Below are 20444 nucleotides of genomic sequence, written 5' to 3'. Positions count from 1 at the left end.
TTTGCCTGTGCCAGCATAGACTGCGCAGACTGGGTAAGCACATTATACTTCGTGTATTCTGTCATTTCCTTGGCCATATTCGCATCCCTTATGGTGGATTCCGAAGCAGTTGTCCCCTCCTGCTGAGCGATGATGTTATCATACGTCATTCCCAAACGGCTGGTCTGTGCCCCCACCAGTGTGCTGGCATCCAGCAGATACTCGATTGCCCGATCCAAAAGTCCCGGCTCATCGTTCTTCACCATACGCGTTCCATCCAGTGACATCCGCCCAGCCTGATTGCCTAAAAGTTTCTCCCGGCTGGCCTGCGTTAAAACGTTATAGTCCTTGTAGGATGCTACCCCAGGTATATAGTTGAAAAGATGATCCATTGAGGTCTGCGGAATCTGAACATGAATGTTCATACTGGCCTTATCGGTATGGTGAATAATCAAATCCCGAACCATTATACCCCGCGTAGCTTTCTGCACATCATCGAGGATACCATCTGCCAACTTCGCCCCCTGCTCCTGCAAATAAGGATACTGCCATGCTCTTTCCCTCAAATCGAACATGCGCTGATCATAAACCGTAAGCGTCCCTGCCTCAGGATCAGCCGCAAAGTGCAGCAGATGGGAGTGACCGTTCATGATATGTTCCATGGCATTGCCGCCCTGATCATATATTGCCTGCACCAAAGACTTCACATCCGTTACCCCGGATATATCGATAATGGTAGTTTTTAGATCTGCTCCCGACTGGCCACTGGCAGGACGATCAATATCAGAGGGATCATCCTTCGCTTTGAACTGAAAGTTGAACCACTGATCCGCGCAAGTAGCACAATACACACGGAATCCCTTACCATCCAAAGCGTCCGGCAAAGACAAGCCATTGCTTTCTGCATAAGATTTAAAATCAATGGTATAGGCACTCATATTGCCCTTACTGATACTGATAGTCTGACTATTCCCTCTTTCCTCAGAATATGGCGTAGCCGTAACCCTCAATATCTTTGCCCCCGCACCAGGAGCACTATAACCACTTTTGTTTTTCATAAGATTTATAAAAGCATCCGCAATAGTGGTACCTCCACTCACGGCAGACCGTAAAGCGTTCAAATCCACCACAGCAACCCCAGGCATATGTGCCATAGCATCCAAAGAGGTGGATACCTTCGTATCAACGAACTCAACATCAGACTGAGGCGTTTTTATGGCCTTTCCCTTAAGGGACCCGATGAATTTTTCAAGCTTATCGTTATCTGTAACATCATACGCCGATAAATCTATATCGTAGCTGGCCGTGTCTCCCCATACGTAATTTCCTCTGTCAACACCACCAGTTGCCTGCGTTACAGTTCCATTATATTCTTTTACCTCCGAAAAGTTTACCTGAACCGTCCGATTGGGAATAGCTGCCGCTGATGGCTCACTAGAAAAACCATCTGAAACATTAATACTGCCCCCCTCATTGACAGAAGTAAGTGTCAACTTTCCTCCAGACAAGGAAAACTGCACATAACTGCTAACACGGCTCTGTGCATTGTAGGTATCCCATGCATATAACATCTGATTACTTATATCAGCACTCTTGCCTATTTCATAGACTCCAGTGCTATCCCTAGTTATACCACTGCCTTCCACAAAGCGCACATAAGCTGTACCACCATTAGAGCCTGTGATTGCCAAACCGGAACCTATAGCCGCGTTACCAATATTGTATTCTATTTCCGCCTTGGTTCCACCCGAGCCACCTTCGTAATGACCAGGCACATCAATTACCCTGCTGGTAATATCCGTAGCCGGATCATATACTTCCTTATACGTAGGATCAATATACCTGCCTGCCGTAGGTGCGATTCCTGTTGCATTTCCACTACCTAGTCCAGTTGCCGTAGCACTGGAACGCCCATTTTTCGCACTGGCACCACCACCCAGAGATTTATCCACAGTAGCTGCTGGCTGTGACCAGCCCTTTACTGTAACGTCGTTAGCCGCACTCCCCCTATACGAGGTGGTTATTGTAACTGTTGATCCGTTCACAGATGTATCGCCTACTGTCTCACCATTGTTCCGTATCGCTGCCGCCACTTTAGCAGCAATTTCTGCCCCAGTATTAGCACCGGAAATATCTATCTCCACTACATTCTCTCTGGTGGTATCACCATGACGATGATTCTTAGTAGGATCAGAGGTCAATACATAATAGGTATCATAAGCCGTAGTATACCCCCTGGTTGTACGAAATCCTACCCCCTCTGCCGTAGATTTAGTATACCCACTGAAATCCATCAAGAAAGATGCCGGTGTTGACTCCTGCGGATCGTTATAATGCCCCTTCGTTCCTCCTGCTAGATTCACCTGAGTAGCAGCTCCCAAAATCGGCTCAGCCGAAACGGCTGAAGTCGAATAAAACGGCAGCGTTGCAAACGGTCCTGTTTTATTATCCAAGGAGGAATACTGATCAGCAATCAAATTCAAGGTATCACTTCCCGGTACAGTCTCTGGTTTATCCAGGACTCTCCAGGTATAGATTTCATCGACCTTCTTATCCCCCACCAAGAGCATTTTGCCATTATAATTGGTTTCATAGGCAATATCATGTACTTGTTCGAACCCTTGAGATATTTCTTTTTGGATGGTGAGTCGATCAATGTCCGTATTCGTATCATTGTTGGCATCCAGGACTTTAGCCTTAATATTCTTCATAATCTCCAACTGTTCCTGAATAGCCCCCGCTGCCACGTTTAACATGGAGCGTCCAGTCTGCACATTGGCCGCATCCTGCTCCAATGCGCGTATTCTCACCCGCATACGTTCAGAAATCGAATACTCCGAAGCACCGTCTCCTGCACTGTTGATTTTAGCCCCTGTAGCCACTTTCCTAAGCTGTTTGCCCAACGATGAAGCGTTTTTATTCAACGTTCCCAGTGTAAGCATAGTTGCTGCATTGTTTAGTACTGTCATAGCCATAAATAAATCCCTACCTCCATAGCCAAAGTTATCCGTCCCTAGCTGCTGCCACCGCGAAACGTATTATACTCATATATGTTATATAGTTACTGCACCGTTGTCAACGTCCCATGACCTTTATCCTATAAAAAAAAACACTCCCATCCTTAAAACAGAAGTGCTTTTTCACTATCTTGCTATTTTTTTAAAGCTGTCAACGTTCCTGCACAGACTAGCACACTACCCAGCCACAGTAGCCAGATATACGGCTTGATGCTGACACTAGCTGTAATCGCCTGTTGGGTTTCCGTTTCGATTGATGGCAGGATTTCCAAACGCACTTGTTTCTGGTCAGCAGCTACGCCTGTCAGACGGATGCGCTTTTGGCCGCCGAATACCTCCACGGCCTTGGAGGTGCCACCATCCTGCGTGGCCTGTATCGCCGGCTCGACGCGCTCGATCGTATCGCCATCGGTCACAGCAATGACCGCCTTGACGAGCATCTTGCCACCGCCCTGCTCTTCGAGCGACACACCTTCAAAACGATAAGCAAAAAGATCATCCATATCCATGCGCCCATGCTTTAAGATAAGCTCCTGGCGGCCGCTGCTTTTCGGCGGTGTCGGAGCGATGTAGATATCGCCGCCCAGTGTTTTGTCGATGGCTGGCTCGCGGGCTGCATCCTCGCCATTGGCATGGAGTTTCGTCAATGCCCGCACTTCACGCCCATCAACGGTATAGATGTAGTATTTCTCCCGCATATCATCCGCAAACTGCTGCCCTTTGAAGACAATCTCATGACCATAAAGCGTCACGGGCTCATTGACTGCCAGCTCCTGCGAGACAGTCCTGCTGCCGCTGCCGGACAAGACGATGGCCAGCAGCGAAAGTCCCAGGCCAGCATGGGCGAGCATGCCGCCCAGTCCCAGCGCCTGCCTGCGCCAGCTCCAGAAGGACGCGGCAACGCCCATGAGTGCAGCCCCTGCCAGCAGAAGCGGCATGACCTGGCGGACACCTGCCAGCCAGGCCAGCGCAGCCCCCAGGAGGACAAATGCGGCCAGTGGTCTCAGCGGCCCCACCTTATTGCCTTCCCCATAGCGATGCAGGCTCGCGCCCACCAGGCAGACCATCATGACGATAGCCAGCGGCAGCGTCGTGCGGACATAGAAATCCGTGTCGACAGCGGCCGGTTTGCCCAACAGCTGCGTCAGCAGCGGCATCGACATCCCCAGGAAGATGACCGCTGCGAGGAATACCAACAGCAGGGCGCCGAGCAGTACCAGGAATTCACGGCTTTCATAGGCAGGATACATTTCCCCCTGCGGCAGTTTCCCCGCCCGGACAGTCAGGAGCAGCAGTCCGCCGACAAGGACCAGCGCATTGACCACGGCAATCGTCATGCCGATGCTCGTCCCGCTGAAGGAATGTACCGAAAAGTCTCCGAGGATGCCGCTGCGCGTCAGGAACGTGCCATAAAGGACGAGCGAGAACGCAAAGACCGCCGCAAGATGCACCATCGACAGTGCCGCAGCGCGCACGCGGGCCACGCGCAGCACGTGGATGAAGATACCAGCAACCAGCCAGGGCACGAGTGACGAGTTCTCCACCGGATCCCAGCCCCAAAAGCCGCCCCAGCCCAATACCTTATAGGCCCAATAGCCGCCAATGAAGATACCGGCTCCGAGGAAGGCCCAAGCCACCAAGGCCCACCGGCGCGCCGTCTCCAGCCAGTCTTTCGCCATCTGCCCTTCGATAAGAGCTGCTGCCGAGCAGGCAAAGGGCACGGCCAGCAGCGCATAACCAAGGAAGATGATCGGCGGATGGACAGCCATCCACGGATCTTGCAGCAAAGGATTCAAGCCAACGCCATTCTCGACGGCAACCTCCTGCGGCAGGAACGGGCTCTTGGCCAGCACGAGAATGGTGAGCAGCGTCTGCAAAACCATATATACGCACATGCCTACAGCTGACAAGCGCTGACGATAGCCCAGGATAACACCAGCCGCCGCATGGAACAGCAGCCAGAGCAAGAACGATCCCTGCTGTCCAGCCCAAAAGGCCGAGAACTTGTATACCGCCGGTAATTCTGCCGACGAATAGCTGGCCACATAAGCGATCTCGAAGTGATTGCCAAAAATCAAGACCAGCAGATAAATGCTTGCACCAAGCGAACCGGCAAAGGACAGGACTGTCAGCCACCGGCCATAGCGCTCCATGCGCTCCGTGCGCGCGCCGTAGCAAAGCAAAGCACACAAGGACAGCGCCAGTGCAAGCGCCAAAAATATCGTACCAACCAAGAGAAGAAACCTCCTTATCTATTTCTGCTGCTCGTATTTCGACGGGCACTTTATGAGCAGTTTATCGGATTGGAACGCACCATCCCGATACTTGCCCACAGCGACAATATGATGTGCTTCATCAAATTGATCCGGCTTCGTCCCATGATAGCGTACGAGCATCGTCTCGCCCGTATCTTCATCGCGCAGCGTGAATACGAAGTTATCGCCTTCCATATACGGTGCTTCCGCCTTTTCATCCAAAAGCCCTTTGACCTGGACACTGCTGGTCGCCGTCCGCGCCTCAGCAATACCGACATACGGCGTGACCGAATCGACAAAGCTGTACCCCGCATAACCGATAAACGCCAGGATCAGCAGTCCCAACAATATTTTCCGGTTCATGGTAACGCCTCCTTATCCTTGCCGCCAACGCTGCGGAACACCAGCCAAACATAGAGAAGTGTCGCATCCAGCAGCCCCGCCAGCAATGTCCCCAACATCACAGGATCCATGTCCAGCGAGCCGCTGCCATTGATGACCGGCGAAGGATGCAGCGAAAAGTACAGCCGCGGGATGATGAACACCAGGAACGGCACCGTCAGGAACGAAAACAACGCATAGACTGCCGTCACGCGTGCCCGCCGCCGCGGCTCAGGCATTGCTGCCCGCAGTGTCAGATAGGCACCGTAGATCAATAGCAGTACGAAAATCGTCGTCTGCCGTGGATCCCAGTTCCAATATGCTCCCCAGGTCAGCTTGGAGAAGACTGCACCGCTGACTGTCGCCAACACGACAAATACCAAGCCCAGCTTGGCCGATGCCGCACTCAGGCGGTCAGCCCTCATCTCCTGCCGCCGCAGATAGCCTGCGCCCCACCAGGCACTCATGAGGAATGCCAGCACAGACACCCACGCCATTGGGATATGGAAGAATGCAATGCGCACATAATCTCCCAGTCCCTGTGCAGGCGGCACCACAAAGAACACCAGATATATCACCACTGCTGTAAGCAGGCCAACCGCCCACGGCAGCATTCTCGCCTGTATCACTTTCATCATCCCCGTATCCTATAATCAGATAATCAATCCTCATACCAAAGATAATCAAACAAAATCGATGCCCCGACCAACAAGATAAGATCGTAGAGCGCCATGCCGCCGAGGTACGAGCCCGTTATCCCCCCACTGCCAAAGGCGCCTGCCGTCAGCGATATCGCTGGCAGGAACACGGGCAAGATGACCGGCAGCATCAATATCGAAAACAAGCCACTGTGGACACTAGCCCCTGTTGTCAGTGCCGCAATCAGCGTCCCCGCCGCCGCTATGCCTGTGCATCCCAGCAGCATGGTCCCCCACAGCACCAGAGGTGCGGCCACCGTCACATCCATCAGCAGCAGGAACAGCGGCGTTATGAACATGGCCAGCAGCACCAGCAGGAATAATGTATAGAGCATCTTCCCCAGCAGCACGGCCTGCGACGGCCCAAAGATGCGCAGCGTGAGCAATGTCCCGGCCGTATCCTCATCGGCAAACACGCGGTCAGCCCCAGCCATCGCGGCGAAGAACAGACAGACCCACAAAAGAGCTGCCAGCAGCCGCGGCTCCACCACACCGCCTTGCAGCGCCATGCTGACACAAGCCAGCGTCGTAAGCGCAAACATGAACATGGCCGCCCAGGCCGCCTTGAACCGCAGCCCCGCCGTCAATTCCTTGATGAATACGAGCTTAATGCCCTGCCAGATGGATTGCTGCATCTGCTGCCGCCTCCTCTCGTCCGTCGTTGGTCGCCCAGAGCACCAGTCTGCCCTCGTCTGCCGCCTGCCGCGCCTCGCGCAGCACCAGCTCGCGGCCCCCCGCATCGAGATTCGCCCCAGGCTCATCGAGCAGCCAGATATCAGCGCCTGATGCGAGGAGCGCGGCCAGCTTCAATCGCTGACGCATGCCCGTCGAGAACTCCCCCGTGAACACTGCCGCGATTTCCGTTTCCCGCAGGCCAACACGCATCATCAAAGCCGAAAAGGCCGCATCATCCAGCGTGATTCCCCTGAGCCCCAGCAGAAAGGCGAGATTTTCCCGCGCCGTGAGCCGTGGATAGAACCTCAGCTCCGGCGTCACCATCGCCAGCCGGCTGCGCAGCTCCGCCCGCCGCAGCTCACGCGCCTCCTCCCAGACACTTACCTGTCCAGCAGCTGGCAGCATGAACCGGGCCGCCAGTTTCAGCAGCGTCGATTTGCCACTGCCATTTTGACCGGTCACAGCCGTGATCGTCCCGCTCCGCAGCTCGGCATTGATATCCTGGAAGATTGTCCGGCCATAGAAGGACTGGGTGACCGCTTCAAATTTTATCGTTATCATGACTCAACACCCGATTTTGTCCTTATTGAGCCGCAGCCAGTCCTCACCGACAGTCAGCACGCCCTCCGCTTTCATCGACGCGATCTCACGGGTCAACGCACTGCGGTTGCACTCGATCTCCTTGGCCAGCTGCACGCGTCCCGGCACCTTGACCTGCTCGCTCTGATAGCGCCCTTCACGCTGGAGCAGATAGAGGATCAGCCGCTCACGCAAGGTCTTCTGCGACAAGAGCTCGATCTTTTCCATCATCATGACATTCTTGCGGCAAAAAGCTTCCAATAAATTGCGCATGACCATGCCATGCGTACGGCCGAGCTTCGGCCCGGCTACCAGCAGCGACCGGTAGGGCACCCAAAGCACGATGGCATCGGTCAGCGTTTCGATCGAAGTATTGTTGTTCGGCTGGAACAGTGGCAGGATTGCCGAGGCACTGCCCATCATCGCACCGCGTTCCAGCGTATGGCCAATCGATTCATTGCCGAAGCGATCCTCGGCGATGACCTGGGCCTTCCCTTCGACCATCACACCAATATTGGCATTGGGCTCATAGGCCTTGAGGATACGCGTCCCCTTCTCGTAGCGTTTGATCGAAGTTCCTGTACTTACGATGAAACGATCGACCTCCGCCGGAGAAACATCCCGAAACAAGGGTAGTTCCTGTAAATCCAAATGATAGATCTGCATCCAATTCCCTCCTTGCTATTCTTCCGGTTCCATTTCGCCTCATTATATCATCTCTAATCACATGCATATGTTGCACAGGCAACTCATTACTGCAATTATTCTACTATTTGGACGAAAGTCCTGCTTCAGCCATTTGCACAAAAAGCAACCTGTTGTTGTGGTAGGAACCACCAAACAGGTTGCTTTTCTCTAGCATCCCATCCCTTATGGGACGGTTTTACTGTATCATTTTCTTGATATCTTCCTCAACAGTCGTGATACCACCAATGCCGAAGTTTTCGACGAGTACCTTCGCCACATTCGGGGACAGGAAGGCTGGCAGCGTCGGGCCAAGATGGATATTCTTGACACCGAGATGCAGCAAAGCCAAAAGCACGATAACAGCCTTCTGCTCATACCAGGCAATGTTGTAGGCAATCGGCAATTCATTGACATCCTCAAGACCGAACACTTCCTTGAGTTTCAAGGCAATGAGGGCCAAGCTGTAGGAGTCATTGCACTGGCCAGCATCAAGCACGCGCGGGATACCACCGATATCACCAAGATCCATCTTGATGTACTTGTACTTCGCACAACCAGCCGTAAGAATGACCGTATCCTGCGGCAGCGCCTTGGCAAATTCCGTGTAATAGTCACGGGACTTCATGCGGCCATCGCAGCCAGCCATGACAACAAACTTCTTGATAGCACCAGACTTGACAGCTTCAACGACCTTGTCGGCCACGGCAAATACCTGCTCATGCGCAAAGCCGCCGACGATCTTGCCCTGTTCGAGTTCTGTCGGGGCAGCACACTTCTTGGCCAGATCGATGACCGGCGTGAAGTCCTTCGTGCCATCAGCCTGCAAGGCAATATGCTGGCAGCCCGGCACCCCCGTGGCCCCCGTCGTGAACAGGCGGTCCTGATACGATGCCTTCGGCGGTACCACGCAGTTCGTCGTCATGAGGATCGGGCCGTTGAACGCCTCGAACTCTTCCTTCTGCTTCCACCAGGCGTTGCCATAGTTGCCCGCGAAGTTCTCGTATTTCTTGAACTTCGGATAGTAGTGGGCTGGCAGCATCTCGCCATGCGTATAGACATCGACACCCGTGCCCTGGGTCTGCTCCAGCAGCATCTCCAGATCCTTGAGGTCATGCCCCGAGATCAGGATACCCGGATTCTGGCGTACCCCGAGGTCGACCTGCGTGAGCTCCGGATTGCCATACGTCTCCGTGTTGGCCTTGTCCAGCAACGCCATGCCATCGACGCCCCACTTGCCCGTCTCGAGCGTAAGCGCCGTAAGATCATCCCCCGTCAAGCTGTCGTCGAGCAGCTTGGCAAGAGCCGACTGGGCAAAAGCATCGATAGCCTCATTCTCATAGCCCAGCACATTGGCATGCTTCTGATAAGCAGCCAAGCCCTTGAGACCATAAGTAATGAGCTCGCGCAGGCTGCGGATGTCCTCATTTTCCGTAGCGAGGATGCCAACCTTGGCAGCCTTAGCATCAAAACCATCTTCCGTATCGTTCCAGAGCGCCGCCTCTGGCAGATTCTCACGATCCGTAAGCACAGCCAGCGCCTCTGTCTTCGCAGCCAGCGTATCTTTGATGCGGCTGATGATTGCCTCGCGGTCGAAGTTTGCATTCGTAATCGTCACGAACAGATTCAGCGTAATCAGGTGATTGACCTCCGCCGAAACCTTCTTACCCTCAGCGCGCAGACGCGTCGTAACAGCTGACAGCCCCTTCGTCACATAAATCAAAAGATCCTGCATCGCTGCCACTTCCGGTTTCTTGCCGCAGACGCCGACCTGCGTGCAACCCTTGCAGCCAGCCGTCTCCTGGCACTGATAGCAAAACATCTTGTTTTCCATAAATAATCGCTCCTTTTCCGCGCCGCTGGGGCGGAGTAATAATACACAAAGCATAGTCGCTTGACCTATCAACATCTCCCATTATAGCGGCGCGCTCCCCGGCTGGCTGTAACATTCGCTACAGATAAAAAAAGACCCTCTTCACAAAGAAGAAGGTCGTATCCATGTTTTCATTTTACGCACCAATGTCAATGCTGCCGCCGGCTTTTTTCTGGAAATCAGCGAACTGCGTATAGGCTTTCTGACGGGCCTGCATGATCTGAGCATTGATCTGCTGGAAGCCGCTCTTGCCCAGCTTCGTCTCCGTCCCGAAGTTCGACACCCGCGTGATGTCTGCGGTTGCCTTCATCCCCTTGGACAAATTTTTGGCCCCTTGCTCCGCATCGGCTTTGATCTGCTGCTGGAACTTGCTCGAGCCGAGCTTGGTCTCATTGCCAAAGTTCGAAACTTCATAATAAGACTTGCTTCGATCCATGAGCATTGCAGTCTTGCTTTCCCCAATGTCCACAATCGTCCGATTGGCATGCTGGAAAGCACTGCTGCCGAGCTTGGTCTCGTTGCCAAAATTCGACACTTTCGTGTAAGATGCTGCCGCCTCGCTATGCGCCTTCGCCGCCTGCTGTCCCTTCGCCGTCACTTCACGGTTCATTTGCGGGAAACTGGTCAGCGTTGTGATGCTTACCGCGGATATACCCATGACAATCCCTCTCTTTCCTTGTCCATTTCCTTAATCCTTTATATCAATAGGTATATTTCTCTACATATATATTATAATATCCATTTTATCGTTTTTCAATAGGTTTGTAACGGTTTTATAATTGTTTCATTTTACTTGTTTTTGTGAAAAAGAAGCATCTTTCCCAGAGGGCGGGAAAGATGCCCCTTTACGGATTCCTATCAGAATCTGAACCGTGCCAAAGCTTCCTGCTGTTTCTGTGCCAGTACAGCCAGCGAATCGCTAGCCGAGGCAATCTCCTGAGCCGAAGCCGACTGCTCCTCGGTGGCAGCCGATACGGCCTGCATCTCCGAGGCGACCTGATTGCTGTAGCCGCTGATATTGGCGACCTCCGTCGTGATTGTCGCAGCCTCCTGAGCCATCGCATCGACGGCTTCATCCACCGTCTGGATCTGCTGCGACACGCCCTTGACGAGGCCGTTGATTTCCTCGAACATCGTGCGCAGGCCCTCGACCGAACGGGCTCCCGCGACGACCGCCTCACGGCCCGTCTTCATCGAGTCAACGGCATCCTCTGTATCATGCTGAATGTCCTTGATGAGTTTAGCGATTTTCTCTGCCGACTCCTGCGACTCATGCGCAAGCTTGCCGACCTCTTCCGCTACGACCGTGAAGCCGCGGCCATGCTCACCAGCACGGGCTGCCTCGATGGCAGCATTGAGGGCCAGCAAGTTCGTCTGCTCGGCGATTGCGGCCATCGTATCGACGATCTCGCCGATTTCCTTCGAGCGCTCGCCCAGGCGGTCAACCACCTCAGCCGAACCATTTACCGTGCGCTCAACGCTGCGAATCTGATTGACCGAATCATCGATGGCAATCGAGCCTGCGGCAGCACGCTCAGCGGCCGATGCCGAGTTATCTGCTACCTTCGTTGACTGTGCTTTGACATCTGTTACGGCACTCTGAACGCGCTCTACGGATTCATTGCTCTTGACCACAGCCTTCTGCTGGTCTTCGACCGAGTTCACGACGTCAGCAGCCGACTGGGCGACCTGCGTCGAAGCCTGGGCAGCCTGATTCGAGCTGGCCGTGAGCTCCTCGGAGGAAGCCGCGAGCTGCTCGGAGGACTCGCTGACATTGCGCATGAGTTTCGTGAGCTCGCCGCGCATCTGCGTCAGGGCCGTGAGCATCTGGCCCAGCTCATCCCCGCGATCAACAACAGACTGGCCTACCAGTCGGAAATCACCATCACGCATCTTGTTGCATGCCGCCACAGCCCGGCCCAACGACTCCGTGATATCGCGGATGATGATGACGGACAGGCCGCCCAAGATGAGGAATGCGATCAGGCAGAGCATCGTCGAGAACGTAATCTGCTGGCTGTTCCTGGCCTTGATATCGTTATTGAGATTCTCGGCATCATCATCGGCCACCTGGCGCAGGCCCTGCAGGCTCTTCAAGAGATCCTTGACCGTCGTATTCTCGATGTTCTTGTATTTCTGCCAAGCTTCGTCTTTCTTGCCCTCGGCTACCAGGTTTTTCACATCCTGGATTTCCTTCATATATTTGTCCCAGAGTGCCTCGGTATGGGGGATTTCTGCCGCCGCCAGCTCGGACTGCATGCCCAGCGGCTTGTACTTCGCCCAGTTTTCGCCATACTTGTTGATGCGCTCAGCCAGCGCCTCCTCGATGGCCTTATCCTTCGGATCGAGGATATGCTTGACGATGTTCATCTGCACACCGCGCATCAGGCTCATCTCCGAGCCCATCCAGCGCGTAGCCTTCAGCTTGCGGCTATACATATCATCGATATCATCGCTGGCCTTGCTCATTCCCAGATACCCCGAGAGGCCCAGAGCCGCCATGCCGATGATGCCCACCAATACCAGCACCAGAATCTTGTACCCCATGCGAATGTCTTTCAGTCTCAAATCCTCACACTGCCTTTCTACTGCGGCTCATTTCTCCCTGCTGAGCCTCACTATAACATAAACTGCGCTGTTTCCCCTTTACAGTCGTATTGCCAATTGTAGCTTAAATCACCCACCTTTACAAGTGTTAAACCGTCCAAAATGCCCAATTTGCCTATACGAAAATGTTATGATACTTATTGGATATATCTCTAAAGCAAAAAAACTGCCGCTCCATACTTGCGTATGGAACGACAGCTTCTATCCTTCTCTATGCAATTAGAATCTGAAATGCGACAGCGTCTCCTGCTGCTTCTGTGCCAAAACAGCCAGAGAATCGCTGGCCGAAGCAATTTCTTCCGCCGAAGCCGACTGTTCCTCGGTTGCTGCCGATACAGCCTGCATCTCCGAAGCTACCTTATTGCTGTAGCCGCTGATATTGTTTACCTCACCCATAATGGCGTTGGCTTCCTGCGTCATCGCATCGACCGCTTCATCCACCGTCTGGATCTGGTTGGATACGCCCTTGACGAGTCCATTGATTTCCTCAAACATCGACCGCAATTCTTCCACGGAACGAGCCCCGGACACAACAGCCTCACGGCCAGACTTCATCGAATCCACAGCATCCGCCGTATCCTGCTGGATATCCTTGATAAGACGCGCAATCTTTTCAGCCGACTCCTGCGACTCATGCGCGAGCTTACCAACCTCTTCGGCTACGACCGTGAAGCCACGGCCATGCTCACCGGCACGCGCTGCCTCGATTGCCGCATTGAGCGCCAACAGGTTCGTCTGCTCGGCAATACCAGCCATCGTATCGACGATTTCACCAATTTCCTTCGAACGCTCACCAAGACGGTCAACAACTTCTGCCGAACCGTTTACCGTATGCTCGACACTGCGGATCTGCTCAACCGAATCGTTGATAGCTACCGAACCAGCCGCAGCGCGCTCAGCAGCCGAAGCCGAGTTGTCTGCGACCAGGCGCGACTGCTCCTTGACATTGGCCACGGCACTCTGCACGCGGGCTACCGACTCATTGCTGTTGCCCACAGCCTTCTGCTGGTCTTCCACCGTAGTGACGACTTCAGCCGCCGACTGCGCTACCTGCGTCGAAGCCTGTGCCGCCTGATTGGAACTTGCCGTAAGCTCCTCCGACGAAGCCGCGAGCTGCTCAGCCGATTGGCTGACATTGCGCATCAGTCCATTAAGCTCGTGACGCATACCAAAAAGGGCATTCGCCATCATGCCAAGCTCATCGCCACGGTCTACACTGTGCAGGCCATTGGTACGGAAATCACCATTCTTCATCGCATTGCAGATAGCTACACCACGATGCAGCGAGCTCGTGATATCGCGAATGATAAATACAGCCAGACCAATCAAAATAGCCAGTGCCAAAATATTTACCGTGAACGAGAACTCGATATGATGCGTATTGCTGGCCTTGATTTCTGTGTTGAGGATTTCTGCGTTATCATCGGCAACCTTGCGCAAAGCCTGCAGGCTCTTGAGCAAATCCTCAGCCGTTGTCATCTCTACCTTCCGGAATTTTTCCCAAGCTTCCTGTTTTTTCCCGGCTTTCATCAGCCGGCGCGATTCCTCTACGCCCTGCTTGAACTCGGCCCATTTGGCTTCCGTATTGGGAATCTCTGCCGCCGCCTTATCTGCCCGCATACCAAGCGGTCTGTATTCCGACCAATAGCTTTCGTACTTCTTGACGTTTACATCGATGGATTCCTCGATTTTTGTGTCGTTCGGCTCCAGGATGTATTCGACTGCACTTACCTTGACGGCACGCATCAGGCTGATTTCCGTGCCGAGCAAGCGGGTTGCCTGCAATTTACGGCTGTACATGTTGTCGAGGTCATCGCTAGCTTTACTCATCCCCAAGTAGCTCGATATTCCCAACGACACCATACCAATAATGCCAATTACTACCAACACCAGGATCTTGTACCCAATACCAATGTCTTTTAGTCGCATTTCCTTACACACTACCTTTCTACGTCAGCCTTATCCCAACAGGCTTCTCGAAAATAACATTACAATTTGCTTTCATATCCAAAAACAACATAGTGCTTATTCTACCCCACTCACTTAACTTGCACAAGTATATATTCATACAAAAATAGGACTTTTGTCGTTAAAAATCTACATTTCTCTATTCTGAAAACTACCATTTTTACTATTGCCTTATCGCAGTAAAAAAGAGCATCTCTAAAGCGAGATGCCCTCAAACTATTGTGTTTCTTCACTTTCCGGCAGTATGTGCCAGTTTTTCTGCCTGCAATTCTTCTATCGTGAGATTGCGTAAATAGGACTTATGCTCCTCATCCTTCTGGTAGACAAAGCCGACATGGCGCACAAATGGTTCGATTGTCGCAATCTTCAATAGCGGCGTAACGACGAGCAACTGCAAGTCCATCTTGCGGAACAGCTCCAACCCAAACCGCGCCGACTCATCAGAACTCTTGAGGAACGCCTCGTCGATGACGACGAAGCGGAACGACTGCTCCCCGGCACGCTTGCCCTCAAGACCGAAGTTATAGACGATGCTCGCCGCCAGTATCGTGTAAGCGAGCTTCTCTTTCTGACCGCCCGACTTGCCGCCCGAATCCGTATAATGCTCGTACTCGGTATCTTCGCCAGGGGCCGGATTGCGCCAGCGTTCCGAAGCTGCGAACGTATACCAGTTACGCACATCGATGACCTCGCGGCGCCAGCGCGCATCGATTTCTGCCGATCCAGGGCGGCCTTGCAGCCGCTCCAGGATCTTAGCAACCTGCTGGAATTTCTGTTCACTATAGGTATCATCAGCAGTCCCCGTCAAGGCATCATCGGTGCAGGCCTGCAAATCATGACGGAACTGCCGGATGGTATCGCTGACGGCATGGCTGCACTCTATCTGGATATAACGGCCTTCATTATAGTCGATTTCCGCCAGCGAATGATTGATGCGCGCAATGCGGTCCTCGATTTCCTGGCAGGTATTTTCCAGATGCGTCTGGAAAAGCGCAATCTGATTGATTGTATTTTCCCGCAAGAGTTCGCGGAACCGGCCTTCGAATTTGGGCAGGTCATCGGTGCGCAGGCGATCCAGCACGGCGATATAATCCGCTGCCGCCTCCGGCGCACAGAGCAGCTCAGCGCTGGCTTCAGGCCACTTCTGGCAGAAGCCTGTCATGCAGCGCGTGAGTTCCTCGCCATGATGACGCAGGATTTCCTGCTGGCGCAAGCCCTCCGCTTGCAGCCAGCTGCCATAGCGCGCCTGCTGCTTCTGCCGCTTGGAAAGCTCAAAGCTCTGCCCCGGCAGGGCTTCTGCCATATAGCGCTCCAGCAGCGGATAGACCTCGGCCTGCGCCTCCGGCGTCTCCTCGCTTATGAGCTCCGCTTCCTCAAGCATCTGCTCGCGGGTGCTCTGGCAGCGCTCCTGGACTCTGCCGGCCTCATCCTGCTTCGCGCTGATTTCCTGCTGGCTGCGTGCCACCTGGCGCAGCAGCGCCTGCTCTTCCTCCTGCAGCTTGCGATAGACATCGTTCTTCTGCTGCAGTTCATCGACACGCAGGCGCAGCTTCCCGATCTGCGCCTCAAGCGGCGCGATGTCGAGCTCCGCAAAACTCTTGACCTGTCCGGCCAGCATGATGGCATCCTTCTCGCCCTGCAGTTTTTTCTGCGCCCCTCGGTTCTGCCGCAGCTTCTGCTGGAAGAACTTCTGCTCCTCACGGACGTTCTCCCGCTCTTCCTGCAGCGACTGGATCTTGCGCAGATTCGAGAAACCCAGCACATAATTGCGGCGGTTGTTGAGGTCATGACGGTCGTCCTTCTCATGGCGGCGGCCATTGATCTTGACCTGGCCATGCAGGGTCAACGCGAACTTCGCCTGACGGAATTCCTGCATCGTCTCGCAGCAGCTATGGCGGAAACGCATATAAAGCTCATGGCACAGCCAGTCACAGTAGGCTGACTCCTCTTTGAGCACCAGCTTGCGGCAGGCCGCATCATCCGGCAGGTTGTCAAGCTCTGCCGGCTCTGCATAGTCGGGCACCCGGAAGTAGACGAGCTTCACCCGCAGGTCATGCTGCTCCATCCAGCCGGCGACTTCGCCGTAATGCGCTTCGGGTACGAGCAGGGAAATGCCGAAGCTATGCAGCAGGCGCTCCAAGGCACCTTCCCACTCAGCTTCCTCCTCTTTCACCGCCATGAGCTCGCCGGCAAAGGGCATCTCGTCCTCAGCCAGGTTCAGGTCTGCGCAGAGCTGCTCACGGATCTTGACGAAGACATTCGGGATATTCGACTTGCGGCCCGCCAGCGACTCGATCTCCTCAGTCAGCTGCTTCTCTGCCGCTGCGGCTTCCTTGCGGTTGGCCTCGATGGCTCCCGCATCGGCGATAAGCTCCTCAAGCTCCTGCTCGATGGCCTGGCCGCGCTGCTCCATGGCCTGCGCATTGTCACGGAAGGCCGCCGGCGTCTGCGGCATGGACAGCACCAGCAGGTCAAGCTGCGCCTGATAGCTTTTGCGCACCTGTTCGCATTGTCCCTTCTGCTGCTGGCAAAGCTCCAGCCGGTGACGCACCTCATCGAGCTGCTGGCCGCCATTGCGCGCCATCTCCCGCTGGATTCCCGCCAGCTGCTGGCGCAGGCCATCACAGGCAGCATTTTCCTCCTTCAAGGACGCCTTCAGCTCGGCCAGCCGGGCCTCCGACTGGCCGAGCATGCTTTCACGCACCTTATAGGCCTTGCCTGCCAGCCAGCCGGCCAGATGCTGCTGCATGGCTGCATTCTCCCGCTGTTTCTGGCTGACCGCCGCGTATTCCTGGCCGAGGGTCTCGATGGGCTGCAGGTATTTCTGCTGCTCACGGGCTCGCTCTACCGCCTGATGCGCTGCCTCAAGATCATGATACTGCCGCAGCATGACCTCGACTTCCTGCTCGGCATCCGGCACCTCAAGCATGTTCTGGCGCACAAAGCCGGTAAGGCTGTCGACCTTCTTCATCGAGATCGTCTGCTGGAAAAGGTCCATGGCCTGTACCTGCCGGATGCCGAAAATCTTGCGGAATTCATGGCCGTACTGCGGATAGTCGTCAAAGGTCTTGATGAACGAGTCACGCTCCAGCTGCTTGCGGAACGCGCGCATATCGCCGCCGATAGCCGAGAAGCGCTCGGTGATTGAAAGCGTCTTCTGCGCCAACACATAAAAACGCTTGGGCGAGGCCGCCGCCTCCTCGGGGAACCAGAATACCTGTGCCAACGTCACCGTGCGCCCGAAATTGCGGTCTGAGAACACGCCGAGAACGACACTGTACTGATCTTTGCCTCGCAGGGCCTCGGGGCGACCGCCGCCATCTTCGGTGCGCTTCTGCCCATAGTAGCCGCGCACATACGAAGCCAGGCTGCGCTCCTTGGCACTTGCATCCGCCGCCTTGTTGTAGGTCACCTTACGGGGCGGCACCAAAAGGGTGATGATGGCATCGACGAGCGTCGACTTGCCCGAGCCGACATCACCGGTCAGCAGCGACGTATCGCCCTGCAGATCAAGTGTCCAGACTTTCTGGTCGAACGTGCCCCAGTTATAAACTTCCAGCCGCTGCAAACGGAAGCCAAGCGGGATGTCCTTGAGCTCAGTCGTCGTCTCGAATAAGTTCATCCATCATCTCTCCTTCCCCATTTTCCGCGACGGTATCCGCATGACGGTCCTGTCCATATTTCTCATAGGCCTCAAGTCTCTGCGCAAAATCATCCAGCCACTGCGCATCAACAAAGCTGCGCAGGATGGGTCTTACCTCATAGTCCGTATCCTTGCCTTTTATTTTCTGCAAAAACCCCATGCGCATAGCGGCCCGCACCAGATGCTCAACCGACTGGCGGTATTTCATCTCATTGATCTGTACGGGTAAAAACGGCTCCATGCGGCGCAGGATATCCTCAAAGCTGATAACGACACGGCTGCTGCCCGCTGCGCGGTCGTATTCGGCCAGCACCTTGCGCAGCTGCACCAAAAGCATCGACAGATTATAGCTTAAGGGATAGCGCGGTACCAGATGCGGCAGCCCGCTATTTTCCTCTTGACGCAAGTAAGCATATTCATCGAGCTCATCAATGATCAACGTAAGCCCCAGCCGCCGGAAATAATCCTGCAATCCCGTTTGATTGCTCAAGATATCCTGCCACAAGGCCTCATCCTTCCCGCGGCTCACGATACCCTTGAGCAGCAGGATTGCCGCCCGCGAAAAAGCCTGCTCCTGCGGATTCTCACCAGCAGCTATTGCGGTGTTTTCTAATTCCATTACTCCTGATTCCTCCAAAATACGACTCTATCACAAACAGCCATAAGCCTATGACCGTCACGTTCAAACAGGATGTGCTCCAACGCACTGCTGTCAAAAGCCTCCGAAGCTGCATGGCTGGCGAGCACCAGATAGCCCAGGAGCTCGGGCAGACCCTGTTGCAGCGGATGGACAGCCAGCACCTCCGCCAGCGTGACCTCCGGACGCTCGGCCAGAAGCTCTTCGATATTTTCCTGAAGCTTTTTCCGATCGACGATAACCTGATCGAAAATAGCCGTAAGCTCACCGTCGTCGCCACTTCCTGCCTGCAAGACAGGACTTACGAGCTTTGTAGCCTGCGGCGGCGCATACAGGCGCCGCTCCATCGGCAGCTGCACAGCCGGAGCCGTCTCCCGGATGGACGTAAATTCCCCCGCTGGCATGTCATCGCGCCGCTCCAGAGCCTGCGTCTCGATGCGCTGGATCAGCTGATAGATGGTCCGCTCCTCCTGCAAGTACGCTTCATCGACATAACGCCTGAGCTGTGCCGACAGCTGTGCCAGGGTCTGCTGGACAGAACCTGCCGCCCGCACCCACTCGCGGTTGATGGAGGCCAGCGGATGATCCGGCAGAAGTTCGCGGATTGATGCCGCCTCACTGATCTGTGCCATAGTCGTCCGGAAGTCCTCCTGCTGCTGCGAAAGCATCAGATAACGCCAGAACGCCATGAAGCTCCGGCCCTGTTCCGACTTGCGGATGATATCGCTCTCACTGAAGATCTTCTCGAGCAGCTCACCCTTGCCGCGCGTCCATTTGACGACATCATCCTGTACCTTGCGCGTGAGTTCGCGGAAATTCTCCTCAACCTCACGGAAATCGGCCAGGATGGCCTGGGCCGTATCCTCTGCCTGCAGGAACCGCTCCTTGACCTGCACCTCATCGAGCCGTGGCTTCACCACACCGCTTTGCTCGATTTCCGCCAGCTCCGCCGCGATCTTTTCCTGCTGCGCCAACAGGTAGGCCTTGCGATGCTCGGCATCCGTGTCAGTCTCACGCGCGATCTCATGCAGCAGATTGAATACCGTGCGCAGCCGCGACTCCGTACCGACGAAATCCTGCTTATGCAGGCTCACGAGCCATTCGACCGCCTTCTGTGCAGGGGCTGTGAGGTCATAATACCATTCATCGTGATATTCATACTTGCGCAGCCAGCCGTGGTCGCTGTCCGACCAGATCTCCAGATAATCCTGGGGCGACCGGCCAAAGGCCTCGCCCTCTGTCTGCCGCTGGGCATCGTAAAGGAACAGGTCAAGGTGCTCCAAGAGCTCCTGCGCCTCGATGCCACGGCGCTTGCCCGCGATGAACTCCCGATAGAAGAACGCCGCAATGAACGCAGCCTGGTCGGCTCGGAGTAACCGCCAGGCTGCGTGATTCATGCGCAGATTGCGCAGATGATCATAATCCATATAATCCGGTATCCCGACCAA

Annotated in this window: 13 protein-coding genes and 2 pseudogenes; all 15 read right to left on the bottom strand. The window is 54.7% G+C overall.

Translation table 11 applies throughout. From position 1 onward, the window contains the following. Positions 1-221, bottom strand: a pseudogene (locus tag BM181_RS15845) (flagellin); the annotation flags it as partial. 2370 nt (positions 222-2591) lie between these two features. After that, positions 2592-2921 (bottom strand): annotated as a pseudogene (locus tag BM181_RS15840) (flagellin); the annotation flags it as partial. A gap of 209 nt (positions 2922-3130) precedes the next feature. Next, positions 3131-5230: a cytochrome c biogenesis protein CcsA gene (ccsA, locus tag BM181_RS05445; protein ID WP_075442787.1), complete on the bottom strand. Its 2100-nt coding sequence runs from the start codon at positions 5228-5230 to the stop codon at positions 3131-3133. An 18-nt stretch (positions 5231-5248) separates the two neighbouring features. After that, entirely contained in the window at positions 5249-5614 is a 366-nt protein-coding gene (locus BM181_RS05440) for a cytochrome c maturation protein CcmE domain-containing protein (protein ID WP_075442786.1), read from the bottom strand. Continuing rightward, positions 5611-6267 (bottom strand): cytochrome c biogenesis protein, encoded by a 657-nt coding sequence (locus BM181_RS05435; RefSeq protein ID WP_439653954.1) that lies wholly within the window; start codon positions 6265-6267, stop codon positions 5611-5613. Before BM181_RS05435 ends, BM181_RS05440 begins: the two co-directional genes overlap by 4 nt. Before the next feature lie 26 nt (positions 6268-6293). Then, positions 6294-6965: a heme exporter protein CcmB gene (locus tag BM181_RS05430; RefSeq protein ID WP_075442785.1), complete on the bottom strand. Its 672-nt coding sequence runs from the start codon at positions 6963-6965 to the stop codon at positions 6294-6296. Further along, positions 6937-7566 carry an ABC transporter ATP-binding protein gene (locus tag BM181_RS05425; protein ID WP_075442784.1) on the bottom strand — a complete coding sequence of 210 codons (630 nt, stop codon included), beginning with the start codon at positions 7564-7566 and terminating at the stop codon, positions 6937-6939. The genes BM181_RS05430 and BM181_RS05425 overlap by 29 nt, the downstream gene beginning before the upstream one ends. A gap of 3 nt (positions 7567-7569) precedes the next feature. Continuing rightward, the gene (locus BM181_RS05420) at positions 7570-8250 is read right to left on the bottom strand and encodes a Crp/Fnr family transcriptional regulator (protein ID WP_075442783.1); all 681 of its coding nucleotides are present in this window, start codon (positions 8248-8250) and stop codon (positions 7570-7572) included. 217 nt (positions 8251-8467) lie between these two features. Further along, positions 8468-10102 carry a hydroxylamine reductase gene (gene hcp / locus BM181_RS05415; RefSeq protein WP_075442782.1) on the bottom strand — a complete coding sequence of 545 codons (1635 nt, stop codon included), beginning with the start codon at positions 10100-10102 and terminating at the stop codon, positions 8468-8470. Positions 10103-10277: 175 nt separating this feature from the next. Continuing rightward, positions 10278-10799 carry a hypothetical protein gene (locus BM181_RS05410; protein WP_075442781.1) on the bottom strand — a complete coding sequence of 174 codons (522 nt, stop codon included), beginning with the start codon at positions 10797-10799 and terminating at the stop codon, positions 10278-10280. A gap of 200 nt (positions 10800-10999) precedes the next feature. Then, a complete protein-coding gene (locus BM181_RS05405; RefSeq protein ID WP_082336184.1) occupies positions 11000-12688 on the bottom strand; it encodes a methyl-accepting chemotaxis protein in 1689 nt (562 codons plus the stop codon). Positions 12689-12967: 279 nt separating this feature from the next. Beyond that, positions 12968-14677 (bottom strand): methyl-accepting chemotaxis protein, encoded by a 1710-nt coding sequence (locus BM181_RS05400; RefSeq protein ID WP_075442779.1) that lies wholly within the window; start codon positions 14675-14677, stop codon positions 12968-12970. A 268-nt stretch (positions 14678-14945) separates the two neighbouring features. Next, positions 14946-18338 carry an ATP-binding protein gene (locus BM181_RS05395; protein ID WP_075442778.1) on the bottom strand — a complete coding sequence of 1131 codons (3393 nt, stop codon included), beginning with the start codon at positions 18336-18338 and terminating at the stop codon, positions 14946-14948. Continuing rightward, positions 18313-18978 (bottom strand): DUF4194 domain-containing protein, encoded by a 666-nt coding sequence (locus BM181_RS05390; RefSeq protein ID WP_075442777.1) that lies wholly within the window; start codon positions 18976-18978, stop codon positions 18313-18315. The genes BM181_RS05395 and BM181_RS05390 overlap by 26 nt, the downstream gene beginning before the upstream one ends. Beyond that, positions 18978-20444, bottom strand: a complete 1467-nt coding sequence (locus BM181_RS05385) for a DUF3375 domain-containing protein (protein WP_082336183.1) — start codon at positions 20442-20444, stop codon at positions 18978-18980. The genes BM181_RS05390 and BM181_RS05385 overlap by 1 nt, the downstream gene beginning before the upstream one ends.

Source organism: Pseudoselenomonas ruminantium (assembly GCF_900113715.1).
GTDB classification, from domain to species: domain Bacteria; phylum Bacillota; class Negativicutes; order Selenomonadales; family Selenomonadaceae; genus Selenomonas_A; species Selenomonas_A caprae.
The sequence above is the reverse complement of the archived record's forward strand: the minus strand, read 5'-3'. Positions and strand labels throughout refer to the sequence as shown.

Coding starts and splice junctions, on each gene's coding strand:
- BM181_RS05440 (WP_075442786.1), bottom strand. CDS start 5,614: ATGAACCGGAAAATATTGTTGGGACTGCTGATCCTGGCGTTTATCGGT.
- BM181_RS05435 (WP_439653954.1), bottom strand. CDS start 6,267: ATGAAAGTGATACAGGCGAGAATGCTGCCGTGGGCGGTTGGCCTGCTT.
- BM181_RS05430 (WP_075442785.1), bottom strand. CDS start 6,965: ATGCAGCAATCCATCTGGCAGGGCATTAAGCTCGTATTCATCAAGGAA.
- BM181_RS05425 (WP_075442784.1), bottom strand. CDS start 7,566: ATGATAACGATAAAATTTGAAGCGGTCACCCAGTCCTTCTATGGCCGG.
- BM181_RS05420 (WP_075442783.1), bottom strand. CDS start 8,250: ATGCAGATCTATCATTTGGATTTACAGGAACTACCCTTGTTTCGGGAT.
- hcp (WP_075442782.1), bottom strand. CDS start 10,102: ATGGAAAACAAGATGTTTTGCTATCAGTGCCAGGAGACGGCTGGCTGC.
- BM181_RS05410 (WP_075442781.1), bottom strand. CDS start 10,799: ATGGGTATATCCGCGGTAAGCATCACAACGCTGACCAGTTTCCCGCAA.
- BM181_RS05405 (WP_082336184.1), bottom strand. CDS start 12,688: ATGGGGTACAAGATTCTGGTGCTGGTATTGGTGGGCATCATCGGCATG.
- BM181_RS05400 (WP_075442779.1), bottom strand. CDS start 14,677: ATGCGACTAAAAGACATTGGTATTGGGTACAAGATCCTGGTGTTGGTA.
- BM181_RS05395 (WP_075442778.1), bottom strand. CDS start 18,338: ATGAACTTATTCGAGACGACGACTGAGCTCAAGGACATCCCGCTTGGC.
- BM181_RS05390 (WP_075442777.1), bottom strand. CDS start 18,978: ATGGAATTAGAAAACACCGCAATAGCTGCTGGTGAGAATCCGCAGGAG.